Raw genomic sequence first — 21,286 nt, 5'->3', positions numbered from 1 at the left:
AATAGGGCGCCGCAGCGAGGGCGCTTGAGTTCTCAGCCGAGGGTGTCGCGCCAGTGCTCGTCGGCGCGGGAGGTGCGGCTCGCGCCATACACCCGCAGGAGTTCGGCGATGGCGGGGAAGTCGCGCTCGATGAGGCGAGCGGCGTCGAGGTAGTCAGCGGCGTCGGCGACCTGGCGGAAGAGCTCCTGGACGCGGCGGCCGCCGACAGGTGAGCCGCCACCCGGCAGGGGTGCGACCACGCGGGCGCCGGTGGACCAGGTGTCGGAGTTGGCGGCGATGCGGGCGATGGCGGCTTCCACCCCGCCGGCCGGGATGCGACCGGCCGCGACATCATCGCTGAGGGCGCGCAACTGGGCCAGCCGGCTGTGCGCGATCGGGTTGCCGATCTTGACCCGGCGGCCGCTCACGAGGTGGGACATCATCGGCGCGGACAGGCCGAGCACCTGCGCGATGGCGCCCTGGGTGAGGCCGAGGCGAGTGCCGATCTGTTCGACGACGGCCGACAGCGGTGCGCCGTAGAGCCGCTCCTGGCTCTGCTTGTGTGCGCTGCTGTCCTCGCTCATCTTCCGTGTCCTCCCGCTCACCGGATGCCGGGCTCAGCCTAAAACAGTCGTTGACGAACGGAAACCGATCCCCTCGGTCCTGCGTCCATGGTTTACGAACGGAATCTGCCGTTCGATCCCCAGACCGGTGAACCTCGCAGGTCCCCTTGCCACTTTCAGCGAGGCTCACCCCACCCGGTGGGGGTCACGGGTCCCTCTTCCCACTGCCCGTGGCCCCCACCCTCCGTCGCGCGTGAAGCGGTTGTGCACAGGCGCCGTCTCGGCGTAGTCCGAGTTGTCCACAACGGGTGTTTCTCCCGCTGGCGGCCGGGCGACGGGATTCCTACCGTCATCGACATGTCCGATGACGTTCTCGCCCTTCGCGCCGCGGCCCGCTCGGCCGGCCGGCTCGCTCGCGACGCGCGCCATGCGGCCGGGCTCGTCGCGGCGGCTGACGGGGTCCGCTGGCGCAGCGCTGGCGCCGATCAATACCGAGCGCGGCTGGCCGAGCAACGACGTGATCTGCTCGATCGCGCCGACACCCTGGACGATCTGTCGGGTGCCCTGCTGCGTCACGCCCGGCAGGTCGAGCACAACCTGTCGCTGGTCAAGAGCGGGCTGAGTGTGGTCGCTCCGGTGGTCGGCCCGAGCGGGGTGCTGTGGTGAGGCGGGCGTTGTCCCACCGCGAGCGCGAATCGATCGCCGCGCTCCTGCGCTCCGGTATGCCGATCGCCTGCTGCTCGATCTCCACGCCCGCCTTCGCGCGTCTGGTCCTCGTCGGTGTGGCTGCCGGGGATCCGGTCGTCCTCGACAGCCGCTCCCCCTCCCCTGCGCCGCCGAACGCTCGCCTGCGCGACACGATGTTCGGCGAGATCGCCGCGGCGGGTGAGGCGGCCGGCATACCGCTGCGGCGTGGGGGCTCAGGACGCGATCGCGGCCTGCTCGTGGGTGACGCGCTCGTGCTGGCCGAGGAGATTCGGGTGGGCGGCGCGGTCGACGCGGTGCTCGAGGTCTCCGGATTGCCGACCGTGCCGTCCTGGCTGGAGGAGATGGCCTGGGGCGGGTCGACACAGGTGACGCTCGGGCTGCGCAGCGCCCACCGCCTGGAGGTGATCGCGACATTGATCGGGACCCGTGGCGGCTGGGGTCAGCTGGTCGTCGAGGACGGGGCGCTGCGCTTCGAGGGTCTGGGGCGGGCGCAACTGCAGGCAGCCTGCGCACAGCTGGAACGGGCGGTGGCGCGCACGGATCGTGATGAGCGATCGGCGTAGCGGCGGCGCGTGGTCGGTCGCCGCCGACTGCATCGACCTGCGCACCACCGCCGGGCGGCTGGACCGGGCGGCTGACAGTGCCAACGACTGTTTCGCCGGAGTCGTCGTGCTGGCCGGGAGCCTGCCCGCGGACACCGCGGTGGTGTCGCCCGGCTCGGCACTGGAAGTCGGCCGCCTGGTCGGCAGTCTCAGTGTGGGCTCACGCAGCCTCGCCGGGCTGGGCATGCGGACCACCCTCACCGCCCGCAGCCTGCGCTGGAGCGCGACGGCGTATGAACGCGCCGACCAGTTGCGCACCGGCACGAGAGCCACCCTGCGCTGGGCCGCGGCACCGGTCGTCGGTCCAGCCGTCCTGGGCGGCGTGGGCGTCGCCTGGGTGGGCGGCTACGCCGACGGTGGAGTGCCGGGTGGAAATGCCCGCGCCATGGCCACGCTGACCGAACTGCTTCGCGAACATCCCGAACTCACCTACGAGGTGCTCGACCTGGCGCGGCTGATCGTTCCGGGAGTGCTCGCCGAGGGACGCAACCTCTTCGAGGCACAGGTCGTCTCGGTCGTGGCGGTGGGCATGCAGTTCGGGGTGTTGCGCGACGATCGACCGCTCACCGTGCGGCCGGTCACGCCCTACGCTCGGCCGGTCACGCGCAGCGGCCGTCCGCTCACCATCGCCGGCTACCTCGACGAGCAGGGCGCGCTCGAAAGCGATCGCGCCGGGTCGACCGACAGCCGGGTGCGGGTGCACCGCATCGTCAAACCGGACGGCAGCGCCGGGTGGGTGGTGCAGGTGCCGGGTACCCAGGACTGGTCGATGACCGGGTCCTCCACGCCGTCGGACGGCACAGCCAACCTGCGCACCATGGCCGCTCTGCCGAGCACCCTCTATCCGGCGATCGAGACCGCCCTGCGCACAGCGATGCGACAGGCCGGCGTACCTCCGGGCCGGGAGCCGGTGATGCTCGTCGGCCACAGCCAGGGCGGGATCGTCGCCACGCGACTCGCGCAGGATCAGCGGTTCCGATCGACCTTCCGGGTGACCTCGGTGGTGACCGCCGGGTCGCCGGTGTCGCGGATGGCGCTGCCGCCGAGTGTGACGTCCTTCGACGTGGCGCACTCCACTGACGTCGTGCCGCGCACCGATGCCGCCGACTCACCCGATGTGCTGAACCGCTACGCCTACGACCTCGACCCCACCCCCGAGCCGGGCGACGAGAGCGACCTGTTCGCGGTCCACGGTGCGCGCAGGTATGCCGCGTCCGCCCGGCGAGTCGCCGATCCGTCGAGCACCGACCCCAATGTCGTCGCGTTCTACGGCCAGGGCGCGGCCTTCTTCGACCCCTCCGGCACCGCGACCGACACGGTCTACGACTTCAGCCTGCAGCGGCCACCCGCCCCGCCACCACAGCCGCCCTAGCCGTCAGGTCGCGCGGCCGGCGGCCTCGGCATCGGCGGAATCGGCATCGACCGCAGCCCCTTCGAATTGCGCTCGGTGCAGCCGGGCGTAGGCACCACCTGCCGCCAGCAAGGAGGCGTGGTCGCCCTGCTCGACGATGCGGCCGTGCTCCATCACCACGATCACGTTGGCGTCGCGGATCGTCGACAGCCGGTGCGCGATGACAAAACTGGTGCGGTCGGTGCGCAAGGCCGCCATCGCCTGCTGCAGCAACAACTCGGTGCGGGTGTCGACCGACGACGTGGCCTCATCGAGGATCAGCAGGCTCGGGTTGGCGACGAACGCCCGAGCGATGGTGATCAGCTGCCGCTCGCCGGCGGAGATGTTGGTGCCGTCCTCGTCGATGATCGTGTCGTAGCCGTCCGGCAGCGAGTGCACGAACCGGTCGACATAGGTGGCCCGGGCTGCCTCCATCACCTGCTGCGGTGTCGCCTTCGCGTTGCCGTAGGCGATGTTGTCGTAGATCGTGCCGTGGAACAGCCAGGTGTCTTGCAGCACCATCCCGATCCGCGACCGCAGCGCCGACCGTGGGATGTCGCGAATGTCCTGACCGTCCAACAGGATTCGCCCCGAGTCGACGTCGTAGAAGCGCATCAGCAGGTTGACCAGCGTCGTCTTGCCCGCGCCGGTCGGACCCACGATCGCAACCGTCGACCCCGGCTCGACCTCGAGGGTGAGGTGCTCGATCAGCGGCACACCCTCGGCATACCCGAAGGAGACGTCCTCGAAGCTCACCCGCCCGCCCCGCGGCTGCGGTATGCCGTCCGCGTCGGCCGGCTCCTCGGGCTGGTCCAGCACCGCGAAAACCCGCTCGGCCGAGGCGACACCCGACTGCAGCAGGTTGACCATCGAGGCGAGCTGGGTGATCGGCTGGGTGAACTGGCGCGAGTACTGCACGAAGGCGGTGACATCGCCGAGCGACAGATTGCCCGAGGCGACCTGCAGGCCGCCGAGCACGCACACCACGACATATTGCAGGTTGCCGACGAACATCATGATCGGCATCACCAGGCTGCTCACGAACTGCGCCCGCCAGCTCAGCGTCATGAGTTCGTCGTTCTTGGCGGCGAAGGCGGCCTGCACCTGCGGGCCGCGTCCGAACACCTTGACCAGTTCGTGCGCGGAGTAGGTCTCCTCGATCTGCGCGTTGAGCTCGCCGGTGTTCTTCCACTGCTGCACGAACATCCCCTGCGAGCGCTTCATCACCCGGCCGGTCACCAGCATGACGATCGGTATGGCGAGCATCGCGACCAGCGTCAACCACCAGGAGATGGTGAACATCATGACGACCACGCCGATCGCGGTGAGCCCGTTGACGAGCAGCTGACTCATCGTCTGCTGCATCGACTGGCCGACATTGTCGATGTCATTGGTGACCCGCGAGAGCAGCTCACCGCGCGGCTGCCCGTCGAGATAGCGCAGCGGCAACCGGTGCACCTTGGTCTCCACGTCGCGGCGCAGGTCGCGCACGGTGAGCTGGACGATCCGGTTGAGCAGTCTGGCTTGCACGAGCTGCGCCAGCGCCGCCACCAGATAACAACCAAGGGCCAGCAGCAGGATCCGGCCGACCGCCCCGAAGTCGATCGGCGCCTTCGCACCGCGCGGCCGTGGATGCATCAGACCCGAGTAGATCTCGTCGACCGCGTGACCGAGGATCTTCGGCCCGGCGACGTTGAGGGCCACGCTGCACACCGTTAGCACCAGGATCACGGCGAGCGTGGCCCGATGCGGCCGCAGCCGGCCGAGCACGCGTCGCGCCGAGCCCTTGAAGTCGTGCGATTTCTCGGCGGCACCGATGCCCATCATCGGTCCGCCTTGCCGGCGTATCGGCCCCCGCCCAGGAGGGGTGCTCATCGATCGGGGTCCTCGCGAAGTATCGAGCGCCAGCGAGAACTTCGTGGGGTGATCATCGGTCGGGGTCCTCGCGAAGTATCGAGCGCCAGCGAGAACTTCGTGGGGTGATCATACGGACGCTCCGAGCTGGGAGTCGACGATCTCGGCATACTCCGGGCAGGTCACCAACAAGTCGGTATGCCGCCCTCGTCCCACCACCCGGCCGTCGTCCAGGACCAGAATCTCGTCGGCGACCATGATCGTCGAAACGCGTTGTGCCACAAGGAAAACCGTGGACCTGCTGGTCCATGGCCGCAGCGCCGCACGCAGCCGCTGGTCGGTCGCGAGGTCGAGAGCGGAGAAGCTGTCGTCGAACAGGTAGATCGACGCGCGCGACACCAGCGCTCGAGCGATGCACAACCGCTGGCGCTGACCGCCGGAGAAGTTCGAGCCGCCCTGACTGACCGGCGCCTCCAAGCCACCGTCGAGCTCGGAGACGAAATCGCGAGCCTGGGCAATCTCGAGCGCTGCCCACAGGTCGGCGTCATTCGCGTCCGGATTGCCATAGCGCAGGTTGGACGCGATGGTCCCGGTGAACAGATAGGAGCGCTGCGGCACGATGCCGATGTGACCCCACAGCACTTCGGGGTCGAGGTGGCGCACGTCCACGCCGTCGATGAGCACCTGCCCGGCGGTCGCGTCGAAAAGACGAGCGACGAGCGAGACCAGAGTGGACTTGCCCGACCCGGTCGAGCCGATGATCGCGATCGTCTGGCCGGGCTCGGCATGCAGTGAAACATCTTGCAGCACAGGCAGATCCGCTCCCGGATAGGTCATCGACACCTGGTCGAAGTCGACGACCCCGGTGAGCGCGGCCGGGCGCACGGCGTTGGCCGACGCGGTGACCGACGGTGCGGTCTGCAGCACCTCGGTGATGCGCTCGGCCGACACCGTCGCCCGGGGCAGCATCATCACCATGAAGGTCGCCATCATCACCGACATCAGGATCTGCACCAGATAGGTCATATAGGCCGTCACCGAGCCGATCTGCATGGTGCCGTCCTGCGCGAGGTGGCCGCCGAACCACCACACGGCCACGGTCGACACATTCATCACGGTCATCACGACCGGAAACAGCGAGGTCATCAGCCGGCCGGTGTAGAGCGCGGCCGCGGTGAGATCGGCATTCGCGTCGGCGAACCGCTGTTGCTCGCGCTCCTCGCGCACGAACGCCCGGATGACGCGCACTCCGCTCAGGTGCTCGCGCATGACCCGGTTGACCACGTCCAGCCGCGCTTGCATCTGCCGGAAGCCCGGCACCATCTTGCGCACGATCAGCGCGACCGCGACGGCCAGGACGCCCACCGCAGCGAGGATGAGCCAGGACAGGCGCACGCTCTCGGTGAGTGCCATCGCGACACCACCGATCATCATGAACGGCGCCGCCACCATCAGGGTCGCGCCCATCAGCACGATCTGCTGCACCTGCTGCACGTCGTTGGTGGTGCGGGTGATGAGCGACGGGGCGCCGAGCGTGTTCATCTCCCGGGCGGAGAAGCTGCCGACCTTCGCGAAGAGTTCGCCGCGCACGTCCCGCCCGAACCCCATCGCCACCTGGGCACCACACCAGGCCGCACCGATCGAGCCACACACCTGCAGCACGGTGATCGCCAGCATCAGGCCGCCGACGCGCCAGATGTATGCCGTGTCGCCCGTGGCAATCCCGCGATCAATGATGTCGGCGTTGAGGCTCGGCAGGCTCAGCGACGCTGCGACGCTGACCAACTGCAGGACCAGCACTCCCGTGACCAACCGTGGATAGCGGCGTAATCGCCGCAGCACCAGTCCTTGCAGCACCTATCGACCTCCCCGTCCCGAGCCTTGGAGCCCGTCACACCTTAGGCGTGACGGGCTCCGGAGGGGAATGAGATTTGTCAGGGGTCAGGCCAGGCCGTTGTCCTTCAGGAAGGTCGTGGCCACCTGGCCGGCGTCCTTCTTGTCGACGACGACCTGCTTGACCATCTCGGCCAGGTTGTCGGTGGTGAGCTTGCCCTGCACCGAGTTGAGCACCTGCTGCACCTGCGGGGTGGCCTTGGCCTTGGTGATCAGCGGCACCACATTGTCCGAGCCGAAGACATGCTTAGGGTCCTCCAGCACCACGAAGCCGTCGCTCTTGATCGACGGGTCGGTGGTGAAGATATTGGCGGCGTTGACCTGGCCGTTCTTCAGCGCCTGCACCAGCGCGTTGCCCTTCAGCGGGCGGAAGGTCTTGGGCGCCAGGTTGTAGGCCGACTTCAGACCCGGCAGCCCCTGCTCACGCTTCTGGAACTCCGGCGGCGCGCCGAAGATGACCTTGTCGCTCTGCTTGGCCAGGTCGGCGATCGTCTTGAGGTTCCATTTGGTGGCGGTCTCCTTGGTGACCGCGACCGAGTTGGCGTCCTGCGCCTGCGCCGGGTTGAGGATCTGCAGCTTCGCCGGCAGCTTGGCCTTGAGCGCAGTCGCGACCGACTGCGCGTCCTTCTGGGTGGCGCTCTTGTCGTAGAAGGTGAGCAGCGAGTAGGCGTATTCGGGGACCACGTCGACCGAGCCGTCGTTCAGCGCCTTGAGGTAGACCTCGCGGGCGCCGATCGGGTCGCCGGTGCTCGCCTTGACGCCCTTGGCGTTGAGCGCGCCCGCGTAGATCGCGGCGAGCAGCTGGGACTCGGGGAAGTCGGCGGCGCCCACCTTGAGGGTGCCGGCCGCGGCGCTGGAGTTGCCTCCGCCGCCGGAGCCGCTGCTCATCGGGTTGCTGCCGCCGCCGCACGCCGTGAGGCCGAGCGCGGTCGCAGCGGTGAGGGAGAGGCAGATCATGCGCTTCATGTCGGTTCCTGTCCTGGTGGATGTGCGAGTGGTCAAGCGGTCGGTCGTGATGCGGTCGCCCGCGGTATGCCGGTGCGCGCGCGTCTGCGCCGACGGCCGGTCAGCCCTGGTGACACGACCAAGCGTTGCAGCAGCGCGAGCATTCCGTCGACGAGCAGGGCCAGCACCGCGACGAGCACGGCGCCGCCGGCCATCTGGGCGTAGTCGGCGCTGGCCAGCCCGTCGATCAGGTAGCGGCCAAGACCTCCCACGCTCAGCACCGCGGCGATCGTCCAGGTGGCGATGACCTGCAGGGAAGCGCTGCGCAGACCCGACAGGATCAGCGGCAGGGCGATCGGCAGTTCGACCTTGCGCAACACCTCGCCACCGGTCATCCCCATCCCGCGGGCGGCGTCGCGCACGGCCGGGTCGACCTCGTGGACCCCGGCATACGCCCCGGCGAGCAGCGGGGGGATCGCGAGGATGACCAGCACGATGGTCGGCGGGATCGTGAAGGCGAGGGTGCTGCCGCTGAACATGCCCGACATCCACATCGCGACCGCGAAGAGCAGACCGAGGCTCGGCACGGCGCGGGCCGCGTTGGCGACGCTGATCAGCCAGCGGCCGCGGCCGGCGTGCGCGATCCACGCCCCGAGCGGCCAGGCGATGGCGGCGGCGATGACGAGCACGAGCAGGCAGGCCCAGATGTGCTCCCACAGCCGGGTCGGTATGCCGCCGGCCCCCGACCACTGGGCGGGTGCGGTCAGCCAGGTCCAGATCGAGGTGATCATCCGTGCACCACCCGCTGCCACGGCGTGAGCAGGCGTTCGGCCAGCTGGATCAGCAGGTCGAAGACCAGCGCGAGGATCAGGCAGCTCACGATGCCGGTCCAGATCTCGCCGTTGTCGTAGTTCTGGTAGCCGTCGGTGAGGAAGAAACCGAGATTGGGTATGCCGAGCAGCGAGGCGACGCTGACGATCGCGACATTGCTCACCGCGGCGACCCGCAGCCCCGCGGCGATCACCGGCACGGCGAGCGGCAGGTCCACCGCGAGGAACCGGCGGACCGGCGAATAGCCCATCGCGGTCGCGGCGGCGACGGTGTCACGCGGCACGGCGGACAGCCCGTCGACGACGGTGCGCACGAGCAGCGCGAGGGTGTAGATCGTCATCGCCACAATGACGTTGAGCGGGTCCAGGATGCGGGTGCCGAGGATCAGCGGCATGAGGATGAACAGCGCGAGGGATGGGATGGTGTAGAGCAATCCCGAGCCCCCGACCAGCCAGGGCGAGGCCTTCGGGAACCGGCGAGCCAGCCAGCCGACCGGCACCGCGATAAGCAGCCCGAGCACCAGCGGCACCCCGGCCAGCCAGGCATGCTGCCCGGCCCGCTGCAAGATTTCGGGGAAGTGATTGAGCGCGTAATTCACCCGCGCTCCTTGCCCAGCCGTATGCCGCCGCTCGCCTCGTCGTCAGACCGCGGCCGGTCGGTTTGCTCGATGGCGGTGAGCACCTCGTGCGCGCGCACCGTGCCGACCAGCCGGCCCTCGTGGTCGACGAGCACCCCGCGGCGCGCCGGCGAGGACAGCGCGGCGTCGAGGCTGGCGCGCAGCGGACCGTCGACGCGGGCCACCGTGCCACCGCGGTGCAGGCTGTCGGCCTCGATCGGGCCGGTGAGGCGCGCGGGCTCGACCCAGCCCTGCGGCCGGCCGTCCTGCACGACGAGCAGCCACCGATCGGAGGTGGCGGCGCGGGCCTGGTCGACACTTGCGCCGAGCTCGATGGTCGGCTCGGAGGCGAGCGGCAACGAGGGCGTGTCGGCGAAGGACAGCGCGCGATAACCGCGATCGCGCCCCACGAAGTCGGCCACGAAATCGTCGGCTGGATCAGCGAGCAGGGCGGCGGGCTGCGCGACTTGAGCGAGGCGACCGCCGACCCGCATCACCGCGACCTGGTCGCCGAGTTTGATCGCCTCGTCGATGTCGTGGGTGACGAAAACGATGGTCTTGCCCAGCTCCCCTTGCAGCTTGAGGAATTCGTCCTGCAATTGCTCGCGCACCACTGGGTCGACGGCGCTGAACGGCTCGTCCATCAGCATGATCGGCGGATCGGCTGCCAGCGCCCGGGCGACACCGACGCGCTGCTGCTGACCACCGGACAGTTGGGCGGGATAACGACTGGCGAAATTGCCGGGCAGACCGACGAGTTCGAGCACCTCGTGGGCGCGCGCCCGGGCCTTGCGCTTGTCCCAGCCGTTGAGCAGCGGCACGGTGGCGACATTGTCGACCACCGTGCGATGCGGGAACAGACCGGCATGCTGGATCACATAGCCGATGCCCCGGCGCAATTTCGCCGCCGGCTGGTCGCGGATGTCGCGGCCGTCGATGGTGACCCGCCCACTGGTGAGCTCGATCATCCGGTTGATCATCCGCAGCGAGGTTGTCTTGCCACACCCGGACGGTCCGACGAGGCAGGTGATGGCGCCGTCGGGGAACTCCAGATCGAGATGGTCCACCGCAATGGAGTCGTCATACTTCTTGGTCACGCCCTCGAAGCGGATCATTCGGCAAACCTAACAGCGCTGACCGACACGATCGGTGCGATGCGCCGGGCTTTACCTAGAAAGCTGACAGCAGGTGCTCAGCAAGGAAGTCCGAGACCGTATGCCGCCACAGTGACGCGCGCCATAAGAGCATGTGGCTGCCGATGACCGATTCGTAGTGCGCTTCGCCGCCTGCGGTGTTGATCCGGCGCACCAGATCGCGTGAGGCGCGGGCGTTGGTCGACAGGTCTTGTCGGCCGTGCACCACCAGCGTCGGGGTGCTGAGGAAGCGGTGCTCGTCATACCCGTCGGCGAGCCACGGCGCGAGGGCGACGAGCGCGGACACCTCCGGCCGAGCGACCAACTCGAAGGCGGTGCGGCCGCCCATCGAGTGGCCCACCAGGCCGATCGGCCGGCCGGGGAACTGCTGCCGGATGCGCATCAGCGCCCAGTGCGCGTCGGCGACCGGCGAGCGGATCGGTTCGTTCCAGCCGCGCACGGCGTTGGCGAGGCGCACGACGCCGATGTCGGGTGCATCGCGATGGATCTGCCGGCCGAGCGGGCGCAGCAGTGCCTGAGCGGGTTCCCAGTCGCGGGCGGGCTCCAGACCCTGGACTTCGCCGCCGTGCAGCATGAGCACGATCGCGCGCGGCGAGCGAACGTTGGGAAAGACCAGCCGCGGCCGGGCGGCCCCGATGCCGGGACCGACCTCCAACCGCCCCATCTAGACGTCCGAGCGATGGAAATTCTTGAAGGACCGGCTCGCGGTCGGTCCGCGCTGGCCCTGGTAGTGCGAGCCGTATTTCGCACTGCCGTAAGGGTTTTCCGACGGGCTGGACAGCTGGAAGAAGCACAGCTGGCCGATCTTCATGCCCGGCCACAGCTTGATCGGCAGGGTCGCCACATTGGACAGCTCGAGGGTCACATGGCCACTGAAGCCCGGGTCGACGAAGCCCGCGGTCGCATGGGTGAGCAGCCCGAGTCGGCCGAGGCTCGACTTGCCCTCGACCCGCGCCGCCACGTCGTCCGGCAGGGTCACCTGCTCGTAGGTCGAGCCGAGCACGAACTCCCCCGGATGCAGCACGAAGGGCTCGTCCGCGGCCACCTCGACCAGGCGGGTCAGCTCCTCCTGATCCTCGGCCGGGTCGATATAGGGGTATTTGTGGTTGTCGAACAGGCGGAAGAAGCGGTCCAGCCGGATGTCGATGCTGGACGGCTGGATCATCGACGGTTCCCACGGATCCAGCCGGACCCGGCCGGCGTCGATCTGCGCCAGGATGTCGCGGTCGGAGAGCAGCACGGGGCCAACCTACTCGGCTGCGGCGTCCCGCGCGGCGAGCAGGTGCTGCAGCGTGCCGAGGCGTCGATAGGGGTCGGTGCGCATTCCGCCTCTGCGCGCTGGACCAGTCCAGCTCAGCTGCTTATCCGCCGGAGGCGTGAATCTCGTTGCTAACCTCATCGCGCATCCGCACGAAGGCCGGCAGGCTGCGCATCTGCCCGACGGGCATATCCGCATCCATCGTGGACAGGAAGTCGACCGGCTTGTCGTAGACCACATGCCCCGGCCGCGCGCTCATCACCAACACCCGACTGCCGAGGAAGATCGCCTCCTCGACGCTGTGGGTGATGAAGAAGATCGTCTTGCCGGTGTTGCGCCAGATCGTCAGCAGCTCGGCCTGCAGCCGCTCGCGGGTGAGCGCGTCGAGCGCGCCGAACGGCTCGTCCATCAAGATGATGTCGGGGTCGTTCGTCAGCACCCGCGCGATCTGGGCGCGCTGCTGCATGCCGCCGCTCAATTCATACGGACGCCGGTCGAGGAAGTCACCGAGACCGACCATGTCGAGATAGGTCTTGGCCTGCGCCTCGCGTTCGGCCTTGGCCACCCGGCGCAGCTTCGGCCCGAGCTCGACGTTTTTGCGGACCGTCATCCACGGATAGAGGTTCGGCTGCTGGAAGACCACACCGCGCTCCGCACTCGGCCCGCGCACCTCCTGGCCGCCGAGGGTGATGCGGCCGTCCGACGGCCGTAAGAAGCCGGCGATCAGTTGCAGCAGTGTCGTCTTGCCACACCCGGAAGGCCCTGCGAGACAGACGAATTCGCCCGGCTCGATGGTCAGGTTGATGTCCTCGAGGGCCGTCACCCGCTGACCCTTGGTGGCGTACTGGTGCGTGACGTCCTCGATCACCACCCGCCGGTCATGCTGGCTGGTCTCGGCGGCCGCGGCGCTCACTTGACCGCACCTGCCGGGCCCGCGTCGACCGCGCCGGTGTAGGTGGTGGCGGGGCTCACCGCGTCGATTCCGCCCTGCTTGAGCAGGAAGCCCGCGGTGGAGTTCAGGTCCTGCCCGAGCTTGCCACCGAGCCAGTTCTTGGACGCCTGCTCCGACGCCGGCAGGTAGGTGTAGCCAGAGAATTGCTTCTGCACGTCCGCGGACGAGATGCCGAGCTCGGCCGCCATACTGTCGGCCGCCTTGCCCGGGTCGCTCTTGATCTGCTTGACCGCCGCGTCCTGGCAAGCCGCCCAGACCTTCATGAACGCCGCGTTCTTGGACAGGAAGCTCGTGGTCGCCGCTTCCAGGTCGTATGTCGGTTTGCCCGCCTTGGCGGTGTCCTCGGACGACATCACCGCGTGACCGCCCTTGAGCAGCTGGGTCAGCGTGGGGTCCCACACCCGGGCGGCGTCGATCTGGCTGCCGGACCACGCCGCAGGCATCTTGTCGGGGTCGAGGTTGACCAGCGTGACGTCGCTGTCGTTGAGCCCGGCCTGGTCGAGCGCCTGCAGCAGGCTGTAGTGCGAGGTCGAGCCGAAGGGCACGGCGATCTTCTTGCCCTTCAAGTCCTTGATCGTCTTCACCGCAGGGTTCTTGGCGACGAGGGACTCCGCCTTGCCGATGACGTCCTGGATCCAGACGACCTTGATGCTCATCTGCTTGTTAAGCGGTGCCGACATGCCCTTGGTGGCCGGGCTGGACCCGATCAGGGAGATGTCGGCGCTGCCGGACCCGAAGGCCTGCAGGACGGCAGCACCCGAGGGATATTGCGTCCACTTGATCGTGGCCTTGGGCAGGCAGCTTTCCAGCCACTTGTTGTCCTTGACCACCAGGTCGCCATTCGGGATCGCCTGATAACCGATCTTGATCGTGCCGGTGACCTTGTCGTCCGGGGTGACCGGGCAGGCCGAGCCGCTGCCGGTGCTCCCACCGGAGGACTGCTGCGGCACGGTCGCCGGGCTGATGCTGCACCCGGCGAGCAGGAACGCGGTGAGGGCGGCGGCGCCGAGTCCGGCGTGGGAGGTGAAACGCGACATGTCTGCTCCTAGTGAGAGAGGGAGGGAAGGGTCAGGCCTTGCCGCGCCACGGGACGACGAGGTTCTCGATGCCCTTGACCAACAGGTCGAGCAGGATCGCCGCGATGCCGATGACGATGATGCAGGCGATGGTCAACGGGGTCTGCAGTTCGGTGCCCGAGATATAGGCGAGGTAGCCGATGCCGGGGTTGCCGGCGTTGAGCTCGGCGGCAACCACCGTCGTCCAGGCGAAGCCGATGGCGATCCGGATGCCGTTGAGGATGTCCGGCGCGGTCGAGGGGAGGATGACGTAACGCCATACATCCAAGAAGTTTCCGCCGAGAGATTTCACCGCGTTGATGCGGTCGGCCCGCACGGAGCGCACGCCATTGATCGTCGCCATCGTGATCGGCGGGAAGGCGGCGAGGAAGAGCAGCCAGACCTTCGACAGGTCACCGATGCCGAACCAGACGATCAGGATGCCGATGTAACCCAGCGGCGGCAGCGCGCGCAGGAAGTTCAGGTAGGGCTCGACGATCAGCCCGATCGGCTTGATCGTGGCCATCAAGAAGCCGAGCAGCGGCGCGAGCAAGATCGCGCAGCCGACCCCGATGGCCATCCGCTGCAGGCTCGCCAGCAGGTGCTGCCACAGGTAGTAGCCCTGCTCGCCGGCAACGAGGCGGGAGGACCCTTCGGAGACCGGGTGGATCGAGTTCGCGCGCACGAAGGCGTCCCACACGGCGCCGGGCGAGGGCAGGTAGAGCGGCTTGATCCAGCCGGCTGCGGTGACCAGCCACCAGAGGAGCAGCACGACCACGAGGCTCGCGATCCGTATGCCGTACCGCTGGGCCGCGGCCCGACGACGGGCGCGCCGCTCCCGGTCAACGGTGCGTTGCTCGGCCAGTGCTGCTTTGCTCGGCCCCGCCGGCGGAGCGGCAGTGGTGGTCGGCGTAGAACTCATCGGGCGTCCTTTCGGGCGGCGCCCACCCCGCGGACGGGGCGGTGTTCGCTGCCGGATATCGTGTGGATGCCGTGTGGTCTGGCAACAGTGCCAGTTCGTGCATGGTTGAGGGTGCCAGCAATCGTGACGCGTTTACCGCGCGGTTACAATCGCCTCGGCACCCACGCCATGCGGGCGTAGTTCAATGGCAGAACATCAGCTTCCCAAGCTGAATACGCGAGTTCGATTCTCGTCGCCCGCTCCATGAATGCCCCGTCTTCGGGGGTTGAGGAAGCGCGGCGCGCAAAACGCCCACTTGGGCGATCCGCGCCACTCCAGCCGGTCGCCACCAGCACAAAACGCCCAGTTGGGCGATCCGCGCCACTCCAAGCGGTCGCCACCAGCACAAAACGCCCACTTGGGCGATCTGCGCGTCCCAGATGGCCGGAGCGCCTGACCGTTGCCGCTCGTCGAGGCCGACGTCAGGGATTCCGGCACCCCGCGGGGGCGGTTTCGACGCGGACTCGGGGGCGGTTTCGACGCGCGTCGTCGCTGCGCTCCTCCGCTTGCTCAACCATCGGAGGGGGCGGGGCCGAGGAGGCGGGCGAGTTCGTCGATGGCGCGGACATAGCCCTGTGCACCCTCCCCCGCGATCTGCAGGTCGGCGACATCGGCGACATACGAATGCCGTCGAAACCCTTCTCGCTCATGGATATTCGACAGGTGCACCTCGATCACAGGCCCGCGCACCAACTCCAACGCATCGCGGATCGCCACCGACGTGTGCGTGTATGCCGCGGGGTTGATCACCACCCCGACCGCCTGCAGCCGCCACTCCTGGATCCAGTCGACGAGCTCACCCTCGTGATTGGACTGCCGCCACTCGACCGCGAACCCACGCGGCTCGGCCGCCCCGCGCACCATCGCCTCGATGTCCGCCAGGGTCGTCGTGCCGTACTGGTCCGGGTCGCGCTCACCCAGCAGGTTGAGGTTGGGACCGTTGAGCACCAGCACCGTTCGCGTCACCCGGACACCGTAGCCGCGCCGATCCAGTCCACGACTAACGACGATCAGATCGGGCAAGCCGTATGCCGAGCCGCGCTCGGCGGACACATCCGCCCACGCCCGGCGCGACCGCCGGTGCGGAATGCTGGGTGGATGACGGCGGCGGCCATGCGACGGATCGGGATCATCGGCGGGATGAGCTGGGAGTCCACGGCGCACTATTACCGGTTGCTCAACGAGGGCGTTCGGGACCGTCTCGGTGGCCTGCACTCGGCCCGGCTGCTCGTGGCCAATGTCGACTTCGCACCCATCGAGGCGATGCAGGCCGCGGGTGACTGGGCGGCCGCCGGGCGGGCGCTAGCCGACGAGGCGAGGGCGCTGCAGGCCGGTGGAGCGGACCTGCTGCTCATTGCGACGAACACCATGCACAAGGTCTACGACGCGGTCGCCGACGCGGTCGACGTGCCGGTGCTGCACCTTGGCGACGTCACCGCCGCAGCGATCCGCGGCGCCGGGCTCGAGCGCATCGGGCTGCTCGCGACGGCATACACGATGGAGCAGGACTTCTATCGCGACCGCCTGTCCCAGCACGGTGTGATCTCACTGGTGCCGGCACCGAAAGACCGCGACGAGGTGCAGCGGATCATCTACGCCGAGCTGTGCGTCGGACGGTTCGAGCCTGCTTCGCACCGTGAACTCGTCAGGGTCGCCGAGACGCTCGTCGCCCAGGGTGCGCAGGGGATCGTCCTGGGCTGCACCGAGCTTGAGCTGAGCGTGCGCCCCGGCGACCTTGAGGTGCCGGTCTTCGCGACGACCGCCCTGCACTGCGCCGCCGCACTTGAGGTCGCCCTGGCCAGCGACGACAAGCCTCAGGCGGAGTAGGTGCCGCTGATGACCGCCCGGCCGACCGCCTTGAATGCCAGGTTGAAGTTCACCACCGCGGGCGAGGCGTCCTTCGGCACACCGAGCGACTCCTCGCCCACGGCATACACGGCGAAGTAGTAGCGGTGGTCGAAGGGCTCACCCTCGGGCGGCGCGGCGCCTTCGAAACCGAGCGCCCCGCCGTCAGTCTTGACGTGAAAAGCGTTGCCCGGCAACGACTTTGACGGGTCTCCGGCTCCTGCCTCGAGCGAGGTGACATCGGCGGGCAGGTCGACCAGCACCCAGTGCCAATAGCCGGACGGGGTCGGGGCGTCGGGGTCGAAGCAGGTCACGACATACGACTTGGTGCCTTCGGGCGCACCGGACCACGACAGCTGGGGCGAGGTGTTGCCGCCGGAGGCGACCTGGCCCTCCTTGAGGCGCTCGCCGTCGGTGACGTCGTCGCTGCTCAGCGTGAAAGACGGCAGCTGCGGGAGAAGGTCGTAAGGGTTCGGGCCCTGGGGGCGCTGCAGATTCGTCATACCGATCACTGTGCCATCGAAGCCTCGCGCGCACGGCAGTCCGCGCACACTCCGAGCAGAGCGGCGTGATCAGGGGCGAGCAGGAAGCCGGTCTCGCGCTCGACCCGCGCCCGCAGCGGGTCGAGCCACTGCACCGGTATGTCGACGACGGCCTGACAGCGCGCGCACTGCAGGTGGGCGTGGGCATGCTCACGACCGCGCAGGTGGTAGATCGTGCCGCCGTCGGGCACATGCGTGTGCGAGATGACGCCGAGTTCGGCGAGCGACTGCAGGGTGCGATAGACGGTCGCCCGGTGGACCTGCTCAAGCTGGCCGGCGACCCGCTCTGCGTCCAGGTGTGCCTCCGCGGCGGCCAGCACTTCGAGCACCGCCCGCCGCGCAGGCGTTACCCGCTCACCGGCGGCGCGCAACTGCGCGACCGCCGACTCGACCGCCCGTTCGTCCGCCACCCAGCCATTGTGAACCGGCCGGAAGCTTGCGCAGAACTACTGCCGAGTAGCATCCTTGTTACTGAGCAGTAGAACTTTCCGGTAGAGACGCGGTCCCGGGGGCCGCCGGAGCGAGGAACGATGAGCCACTACAAGAGCAACCTGCGCGACCTGGAGTTCAATCTCTTCGAGGTCTTCGGGCGTGAGGAGGTCCTCGGGCACGGGCCGTATGCCGACCTCGACACCGACACCGCGCGCGAGATGCTCAAGGAGATGTCCCGGCTGGCCGAGCAGGACCTGGCCGCGAGCTTCGTCGACGGCGACCGCACCCCGCCGGTCTACGACCCGGCGACCACCGAGGTGCAGATCCCCGAGGCCTTCAAGAAGAGCTACCAGGCCTACCGTGACAGCGGCTTTTGGAGCGTCGACGTCAACGAGGAGCTCGGCGGCACCGTCGCCCCGCCCTCGCTGAAGTGGGCGATGAACGAGATGGTCCTCGGCGCCAACCCGGCCATCGCGATGTATGCCGCGTCCTACTCCTTCGGCCGGCTGCTCTACCTGCTCGGCACCGACGAGCAGAAGAAGCTCGCCCAGCACATCGTCGACCAGGGCTGGCACTGCACGATGGTGTTGACCGAGCCGGACGCCGGCTCCGACGTCGGCGCCGGCCGCACCAAGGCCGTGCAGCAGCCCGACGGCACCTGGCACATCACCGGCGTCAAGCGGTTCATCACCTCGGCCGAGTCGGACATGGTCGACAACATCATCCACTTCGTGCTCGCCCGCCCCGAGGGTGCCGGCCCGGGCACCAAGGGCTTGTCACTGTTCATCGTGCCCAAGTTCCACGTCGACCTTGAGACCGGCGAGCTCGGCGAGCGTAATGGCGTCTACACGACCAATGTCGAGAAGAAGATGGGCTTGAAGGTGTCGACCACCTGCGAGCTCACCTTCGGCGACAAGGAGCCGGCCGTCGGCACCCTGCTCGGCGACGTGCACGACGGCATCGCGCAGATGTTCCGCGTCATCGAGCACGCGCGAATGCTGGTGGGCACCAAGGCGATTGCAACCTTGTCGAGCGGTTATCTCAACGCGCTCGACTACGCCAAGAACCGCGTCCAGGGCGCCGACATGACCACCCCGGCCAAGGACGCACCGCGCGTCACCATCACCCACCACCCGGACGTGCGCCGCAGCCTGATGCTGCAGAAGGCGTATGCCGAGGGCCTGCGTGCGCTGGTGCTCTACACCGCCTGCCAGCAGGACACGGTGGACGCGGAGTTCCTCGCCACCGGCGCGGAGCAGCCGGCCGAGGGGTCGACCGCGGCGATGGCGGTGCGGCTCAACGACCTGCTCCTGCCGATCGTCAAGGGCGTCGGCTCCGAGCGCGCGTGGGTGCTGCTCGGCACCGAGTCGCTGCAGACCTTCGGTGGCTCGGGCTTCCTGCAGGAGTACCCGATCGAGCAGTACGTGCGCGACGCCAAGATCGACACGCTCTACGAAGGCACGACCGCCATCCAGAGCCTCGACTTCTTCTTCCGCAAGATCCTGCGCGACCAGTTCGTCGCGATCGGCGCCCTCGCCGAGCAGATCCTGCAGACCGTCAAGGGCGGCGCCGGCAACGACAGCCTGCAGACCGAGCGCGAATTGCTCGGCACCGCAATGGAGAACGTCCAGGGCATGCTGGAAAACCTCGGCATGACCGCGATGAACTCCACCCAGGGCGACCCGACGTCGATCTACAAGGTCGGCCTCAACTCCAGCCGCTTCCTGCTCGCCGCGGGAGACCTGGTGATCGGCTGGCTGTTGCTGCGCCAGGCCGAGGTGGCCCAGGCGCGCCTCGATGCCGGTGACGCCGGCAAGGACGATGCGTTCTACACCGGCAAGGTCGCCGCGGCGAAGTTCTTCGCCCAGACCGTGCTGCCCCGGCTCGCCGCCGAGCGCGCGATCGTGGAGAGCACCGACCTGTCACTGATGGAACTGCCCGAAGAGGCCTTCTAAGGCTCGGGGGACGCGCCGGGATTCCCGGTGTATGGCGAGGGGCCGGGTTCCGTGCGGAACCCGGCCCCTTCGTCATACCCGCACCAAAACTCTCCATCATGGCGACGTTGAGAGCGGACCGCCGGGTTCAGCGCACCAAAAGTCTCCACAATGGCGACTTCCTCGGTGGACCACATCGAAAGGGCACTCGGCCCCTTCGTCATACCGCTCAGTCCTCCGGGGATTGTTCACCGGACCGGCGCGTGCTCCGGCGCCGCCCGACCGGCTTGTCCGGCACCTCCTGCAGCGACAACGCCGGCGCCTGGAGGTAGCCCTTGCGCTTGCCGGTGGCGGTGACACCGGCCGGTTCGTCGACCGGTGCGCGGCGGCGGCGGATCTCGTAAGCACCGAGGATCAGGGCGAGGGTCAGCAGCGACAGCCAGAACTGGCTGCGGGTGTCGCGGATGAACGCCATCGCGAGGATCACGACGAACATCAGCGCGATGGTGAGATAGCTGAGGCCGGGGAAGAGCCACATCTTCAGCCGCACCTGGTCGGTGCCGCGGGTGCGCTCCAGGTCGCGCCGCAGCACCACCTGCGCGAGGGCGATCGCCAGGTAGACGAACAGCGCCACCGCGCCGTAGCTGTTGATGAGGAAGGCGAAGACCTTGTCCGGCGACAGGTAGGCCGCGATCACCGACACGAAGCCCAGCACGGTGCCGGCGAGGATGGCCCGGCGCGGCACGCCGCTGCTCGACAGCTTGGTGAACGCCTGCGGAGCATCCCCGTGCCGGGTGAGGGCGAAGAGCATCCGCGAGCTGGTGTAGAGCGCCGAGTTGAGGCAGGACAACACCGCGGTCAGCACGATGAGGTTCATGATCGTGGTCACGCCGGGGATGTTGAGGACGCGCAGCGTCGCGGCATACGGGCTGACGCTGACGCCCTGGGCGTTCCACGCCTGCACGGACACGACGATGAAGATCGACCCGACGTAGAAGGTGACCACGCGCACGATGATCGAGCGCAATGCCTTGTGGATCGCGGTCTCGGGCTCCTCGGACTCCGCTGCGGCGATCGTCACGATCTCGGCGCCGGTGTAGAACGCCACGCACGGCACGACCGCCGCGAGCACCGCACCCCAGCCGAGCGGCGCGAACCCGCTGTGGTTGACCAGATTGCCCAGGCCCGGTGTCGAGTGCGGCCACGCGCCGGTGATCCACAGGATGCCGGCCAGCAGGAACAGGATGATCGCGACGACCTTGATCGAGGAGAACCAGTACTCGAACTCGCCGTAGGAACGCGCCGAGACCATGTTGGTGCCGGTCAACACGATCATCAGCCCGAGACTGAAGACCCACAGCGGCACCCCTGGCGCCCACAGCTGCAGGATCCGCGCGCCGGCCACGGCCTCGACGGCCACGACGATCACGAAGAAATACCAATACATCCAGCCGACCGCGAATCCGCCTCTGGCGCCGAGGGATTCGCGGGCGTAGATGTAGAACGAGCCGAGCGCGGGACGGTTCACCGCCATCTCGGCGAGCATCCGCATGATCAGCACGGTGATCATGCCGGCGATCAGGAAGGACACGATCGCCGCCGGGCCCGCCTGCGAGATGACCACGCCGGAGCCGACGAACAGCCCGGCGCCGATCACCCCGCCGAGGGCGATCAGGTTCATGTGTCGTTGCTTCAGGCCCTTGCCGAGGCCACTGTCCTCGGGGTTGTCGCTGACCCGCTGGTGTTCTTCGGTCGCGGTCATGTCTGCCTTC

The 21,286-nt window shown here is 68.4% G+C and carries 21 protein-coding genes and 1 tRNA gene; 6 read left to right on the top strand and 16 right to left on the bottom strand.

The features are described from left to right. Positions 1 to 32 precede the first annotated feature (32 nt). Complete coding sequence (locus tag G9U51_RS13185) at positions 33 to 563, bottom strand: DNA-binding protein (protein WP_166197397.1); 531 nt, start codon at positions 561 to 563, stop codon at positions 33 to 35. A gap of 336 nt (positions 564 to 899) precedes the next feature. Here G9U51_RS13185 and G9U51_RS13180 point away from each other — a divergent pair, with 336 nt between their 5' ends. Genes G9U51_RS13180 through G9U51_RS13170 form a run of 3 tightly spaced genes read left to right on the top strand, consistent with a single transcriptional unit; the run spans position 900 to position 3,224 of the window. After that, a complete protein-coding gene (locus G9U51_RS13180; protein ID WP_166197396.1) occupies positions 900 to 1,208 on the top strand; it encodes a hypothetical protein in 309 nt (102 codons plus the stop codon). Further along, entirely contained in the window at positions 1,205 to 1,813 is a 609-nt protein-coding gene (locus G9U51_RS13175) for a hypothetical protein (RefSeq protein ID WP_166197395.1), read from the top strand. Before G9U51_RS13180 ends, G9U51_RS13175 begins: the two co-directional genes overlap by 4 nt. After that, positions 1,797 to 3,224: an alpha/beta hydrolase gene (locus G9U51_RS13170; RefSeq protein WP_166197394.1), complete on the top strand. Its 1,428-nt coding sequence runs from the start codon at positions 1,797 to 1,799 to the stop codon at positions 3,222 to 3,224. Before G9U51_RS13175 ends, G9U51_RS13170 begins: the two co-directional genes overlap by 17 nt. Before the next feature lie 3 nt (positions 3,225 to 3,227). Here G9U51_RS13170 and G9U51_RS13165 read toward each other — a convergent pair whose 3' ends face one another. The 11 genes from G9U51_RS13165 to G9U51_RS13115 all read right to left on the bottom strand — a co-directional run bounded on the left by G9U51_RS13165 (position 3,228) and on the right by G9U51_RS13115 (position 14,722). Further along, a complete protein-coding gene (locus G9U51_RS13165; protein WP_407941443.1) occupies positions 3,228 to 5,066 on the bottom strand; it encodes an ABC transporter ATP-binding protein in 1,839 nt (612 codons plus the stop codon). Positions 5,067 to 5,225: 159 nt separating this feature from the next. Beyond that, complete coding sequence (locus G9U51_RS13160; protein ID WP_174878647.1) at positions 5,226 to 6,953, bottom strand: ABC transporter ATP-binding protein; 1,728 nt, start codon at positions 6,951 to 6,953, stop codon at positions 5,226 to 5,228. 84 nt (positions 6,954 to 7,037) lie between these two features. Further along, positions 7,038 to 7,955: an ABC transporter substrate-binding protein gene (locus G9U51_RS13155; protein ID WP_166197392.1), complete on the bottom strand. Its 918-nt coding sequence runs from the start codon at positions 7,953 to 7,955 to the stop codon at positions 7,038 to 7,040. A 32-nt stretch (positions 7,956 to 7,987) separates the two neighbouring features. Beyond that, complete coding sequence (locus G9U51_RS13150) at positions 7,988 to 8,725, bottom strand: ABC transporter permease (protein WP_166197391.1); 738 nt, start codon at positions 8,723 to 8,725, stop codon at positions 7,988 to 7,990. Beyond that, on the bottom strand, positions 8,722 to 9,363 hold the full coding sequence (locus G9U51_RS13145) for an ABC transporter permease (RefSeq protein ID WP_166197390.1): 642 nt from the start codon (positions 9,361 to 9,363) through the stop codon (positions 8,722 to 8,724). Before G9U51_RS13145 ends, G9U51_RS13150 begins: the two co-directional genes overlap by 4 nt. Continuing rightward, complete coding sequence (locus tag G9U51_RS13140; protein ID WP_166197389.1) at positions 9,360 to 10,496, bottom strand: ABC transporter ATP-binding protein; 1,137 nt, start codon at positions 10,494 to 10,496, stop codon at positions 9,360 to 9,362. The genes G9U51_RS13145 and G9U51_RS13140 overlap by 4 nt, the downstream gene beginning before the upstream one ends. Before the next feature lie 55 nt (positions 10,497 to 10,551). Then, positions 10,552 to 11,199, bottom strand: a complete 648-nt coding sequence (locus G9U51_RS13135; RefSeq protein ID WP_166197388.1) for an alpha/beta hydrolase — start codon at positions 11,197 to 11,199, stop codon at positions 10,552 to 10,554. Then, positions 11,200 to 11,775: a dCTP deaminase gene (dcd, locus tag G9U51_RS13130; protein WP_166197387.1), complete on the bottom strand. Its 576-nt coding sequence runs from the start codon at positions 11,773 to 11,775 to the stop codon at positions 11,200 to 11,202. Positions 11,776 to 11,896: 121 nt separating this feature from the next. Then, a complete protein-coding gene (locus G9U51_RS13125; protein WP_328823470.1) occupies positions 11,897 to 12,706 on the bottom strand; it encodes an ABC transporter ATP-binding protein in 810 nt (269 codons plus the stop codon). Next, positions 12,703 to 13,782: a taurine ABC transporter substrate-binding protein gene (locus tag G9U51_RS13120; RefSeq protein WP_166197386.1), complete on the bottom strand. Its 1,080-nt coding sequence runs from the start codon at positions 13,780 to 13,782 to the stop codon at positions 12,703 to 12,705. The genes G9U51_RS13125 and G9U51_RS13120 overlap by 4 nt, the downstream gene beginning before the upstream one ends. A gap of 31 nt (positions 13,783 to 13,813) precedes the next feature. Continuing rightward, on the bottom strand, positions 13,814 to 14,722 hold the full coding sequence (locus G9U51_RS13115) for an ABC transporter permease (RefSeq protein ID WP_166197385.1): 909 nt from the start codon (positions 14,720 to 14,722) through the stop codon (positions 13,814 to 13,816). Positions 14,723 to 14,892: 170 nt separating this feature from the next. Between G9U51_RS13115 and G9U51_RS13110 the strand changes: the two genes are divergently transcribed. Next, a tRNA-Gly gene (locus tag G9U51_RS13110) sits at positions 14,893 to 14,966 on the top strand. A 305-nt stretch (positions 14,967 to 15,271) separates the two neighbouring features. On the opposite strand, the gene aroQ is transcribed toward G9U51_RS13110, so the two are convergent. Continuing rightward, the gene (gene aroQ / locus G9U51_RS13105; RefSeq protein ID WP_166197521.1) at positions 15,272 to 15,727 is read right to left on the bottom strand and encodes a type II 3-dehydroquinate dehydratase; all 456 of its coding nucleotides are present in this window, start codon (positions 15,725 to 15,727) and stop codon (positions 15,272 to 15,274) included. Positions 15,728 to 15,859: 132 nt separating this feature from the next. Here aroQ and G9U51_RS13100 point away from each other — a divergent pair, with 132 nt between their 5' ends. Then, positions 15,860 to 16,588, top strand: coding sequence for an aspartate/glutamate racemase family protein (locus G9U51_RS13100; RefSeq protein ID WP_235946103.1), 729 nt, complete (start codon positions 15,860 to 15,862; stop codon positions 16,586 to 16,588). Here G9U51_RS13100 and G9U51_RS13095 read toward each other — a convergent pair. Beyond that, positions 16,576 to 17,109: a YbhB/YbcL family Raf kinase inhibitor-like protein gene (locus tag G9U51_RS13095; RefSeq protein ID WP_166197384.1), complete on the bottom strand. Its 534-nt coding sequence runs from the start codon at positions 17,107 to 17,109 to the stop codon at positions 16,576 to 16,578. The genes G9U51_RS13100 and G9U51_RS13095 overlap by 13 nt on opposite strands. 5 nt (positions 17,110 to 17,114) lie before the next feature. After that, a complete protein-coding gene (locus G9U51_RS13090) occupies positions 17,115 to 17,558 on the bottom strand; it encodes a Fur family transcriptional regulator (protein ID WP_166197383.1) in 444 nt (147 codons plus the stop codon). 120 nt (positions 17,559 to 17,678) lie between these two features. Between G9U51_RS13090 and G9U51_RS13085 the strand changes: the two genes are divergently transcribed. Continuing rightward, positions 17,679 to 19,535, top strand: coding sequence for an acyl-CoA dehydrogenase (locus G9U51_RS13085; RefSeq protein ID WP_166197382.1), 1,857 nt, complete (start codon positions 17,679 to 17,681; stop codon positions 19,533 to 19,535). Positions 19,536 to 19,743: 208 nt separating this feature from the next. On the opposite strand, the gene G9U51_RS13080 is transcribed toward G9U51_RS13085, so the two are convergent. Beyond that, positions 19,744 to 21,276, bottom strand: a complete 1,533-nt coding sequence (locus G9U51_RS13080) for an amino acid permease (RefSeq protein WP_207948310.1) — start codon at positions 21,274 to 21,276, stop codon at positions 19,744 to 19,746. Between the last annotated feature and the right edge of the window lie 10 nt (positions 21,277 to 21,286).

The organism is Metallococcus carri (assembly GCF_011440275.1).
Taxonomy (GTDB): domain Bacteria; phylum Actinomycetota; class Actinomycetes; order Actinomycetales; family Dermatophilaceae; genus Metallococcus; species Metallococcus carri.
This window is presented reverse-complemented; position numbering and strand designations above follow the sequence as displayed.

What these genes read in the sequence shown, in the direction of transcription:
- G9U51_RS13185 (WP_166197397.1), bottom strand. Translation starts at nt 563, where the DNA reads ATGAGCGAGGACAGCAGCGCACACAAGCAGAGCCAGGAGCGGCTCTAC.
- G9U51_RS13180 (WP_166197396.1), top strand. Translation starts at nt 900, where the DNA reads ATGTCCGATGACGTTCTCGCCCTTCGCGCCGCGGCCCGCTCGGCCGGC.
- G9U51_RS13170 (WP_166197394.1), top strand. Translation starts at nt 1,797, where the DNA reads ATGAGCGATCGGCGTAGCGGCGGCGCGTGGTCGGTCGCCGCCGACTGC.
- G9U51_RS13165 (WP_407941443.1), bottom strand. Translation starts at nt 5,066, where the DNA reads ATGGGCATCGGTGCCGCCGAGAAATCGCACGACTTCAAGGGCTCGGCG.
- G9U51_RS13155 (WP_166197392.1), bottom strand. Translation starts at nt 7,955, where the DNA reads ATGAAGCGCATGATCTGCCTCTCCCTCACCGCTGCGACCGCGCTCGGC.
- G9U51_RS13150 (WP_166197391.1), bottom strand. Translation starts at nt 8,725, where the DNA reads ATGATCACCTCGATCTGGACCTGGCTGACCGCACCCGCCCAGTGGTCG.
- G9U51_RS13140 (WP_166197389.1), bottom strand. Translation starts at nt 10,496, where the DNA reads ATGATCCGCTTCGAGGGCGTGACCAAGAAGTATGACGACTCCATTGCG.
- G9U51_RS13135 (WP_166197388.1), bottom strand. Translation starts at nt 11,199, where the DNA reads ATGGGGCGGTTGGAGGTCGGTCCCGGCATCGGGGCCGCCCGGCCGCGG.
- G9U51_RS13120 (WP_166197386.1), bottom strand. Translation starts at nt 13,782, where the DNA reads ATGTCGCGTTTCACCTCCCACGCCGGACTCGGCGCCGCCGCCCTCACC.
- G9U51_RS13115 (WP_166197385.1), bottom strand. Translation starts at nt 14,722, where the DNA reads ATGAGTTCTACGCCGACCACCACTGCCGCTCCGCCGGCGGGGCCGAGC.
- G9U51_RS13100 (WP_235946103.1), top strand. Translation starts at nt 15,860, where the DNA reads ATGACGGCGGCGGCCATGCGACGGATCGGGATCATCGGCGGGATGAGC.
- G9U51_RS13095 (WP_166197384.1), bottom strand. Translation starts at nt 17,109, where the DNA reads ATGACGAATCTGCAGCGCCCCCAGGGCCCGAACCCTTACGACCTTCTC.
- G9U51_RS13085 (WP_166197382.1), top strand. Translation starts at nt 17,679, where the DNA reads ATGAGCCACTACAAGAGCAACCTGCGCGACCTGGAGTTCAATCTCTTC.
- G9U51_RS13080 (WP_207948310.1), bottom strand. Translation starts at nt 21,276, where the DNA reads ATGACCGCGACCGAAGAACACCAGCGGGTCAGCGACAACCCCGAGGAC.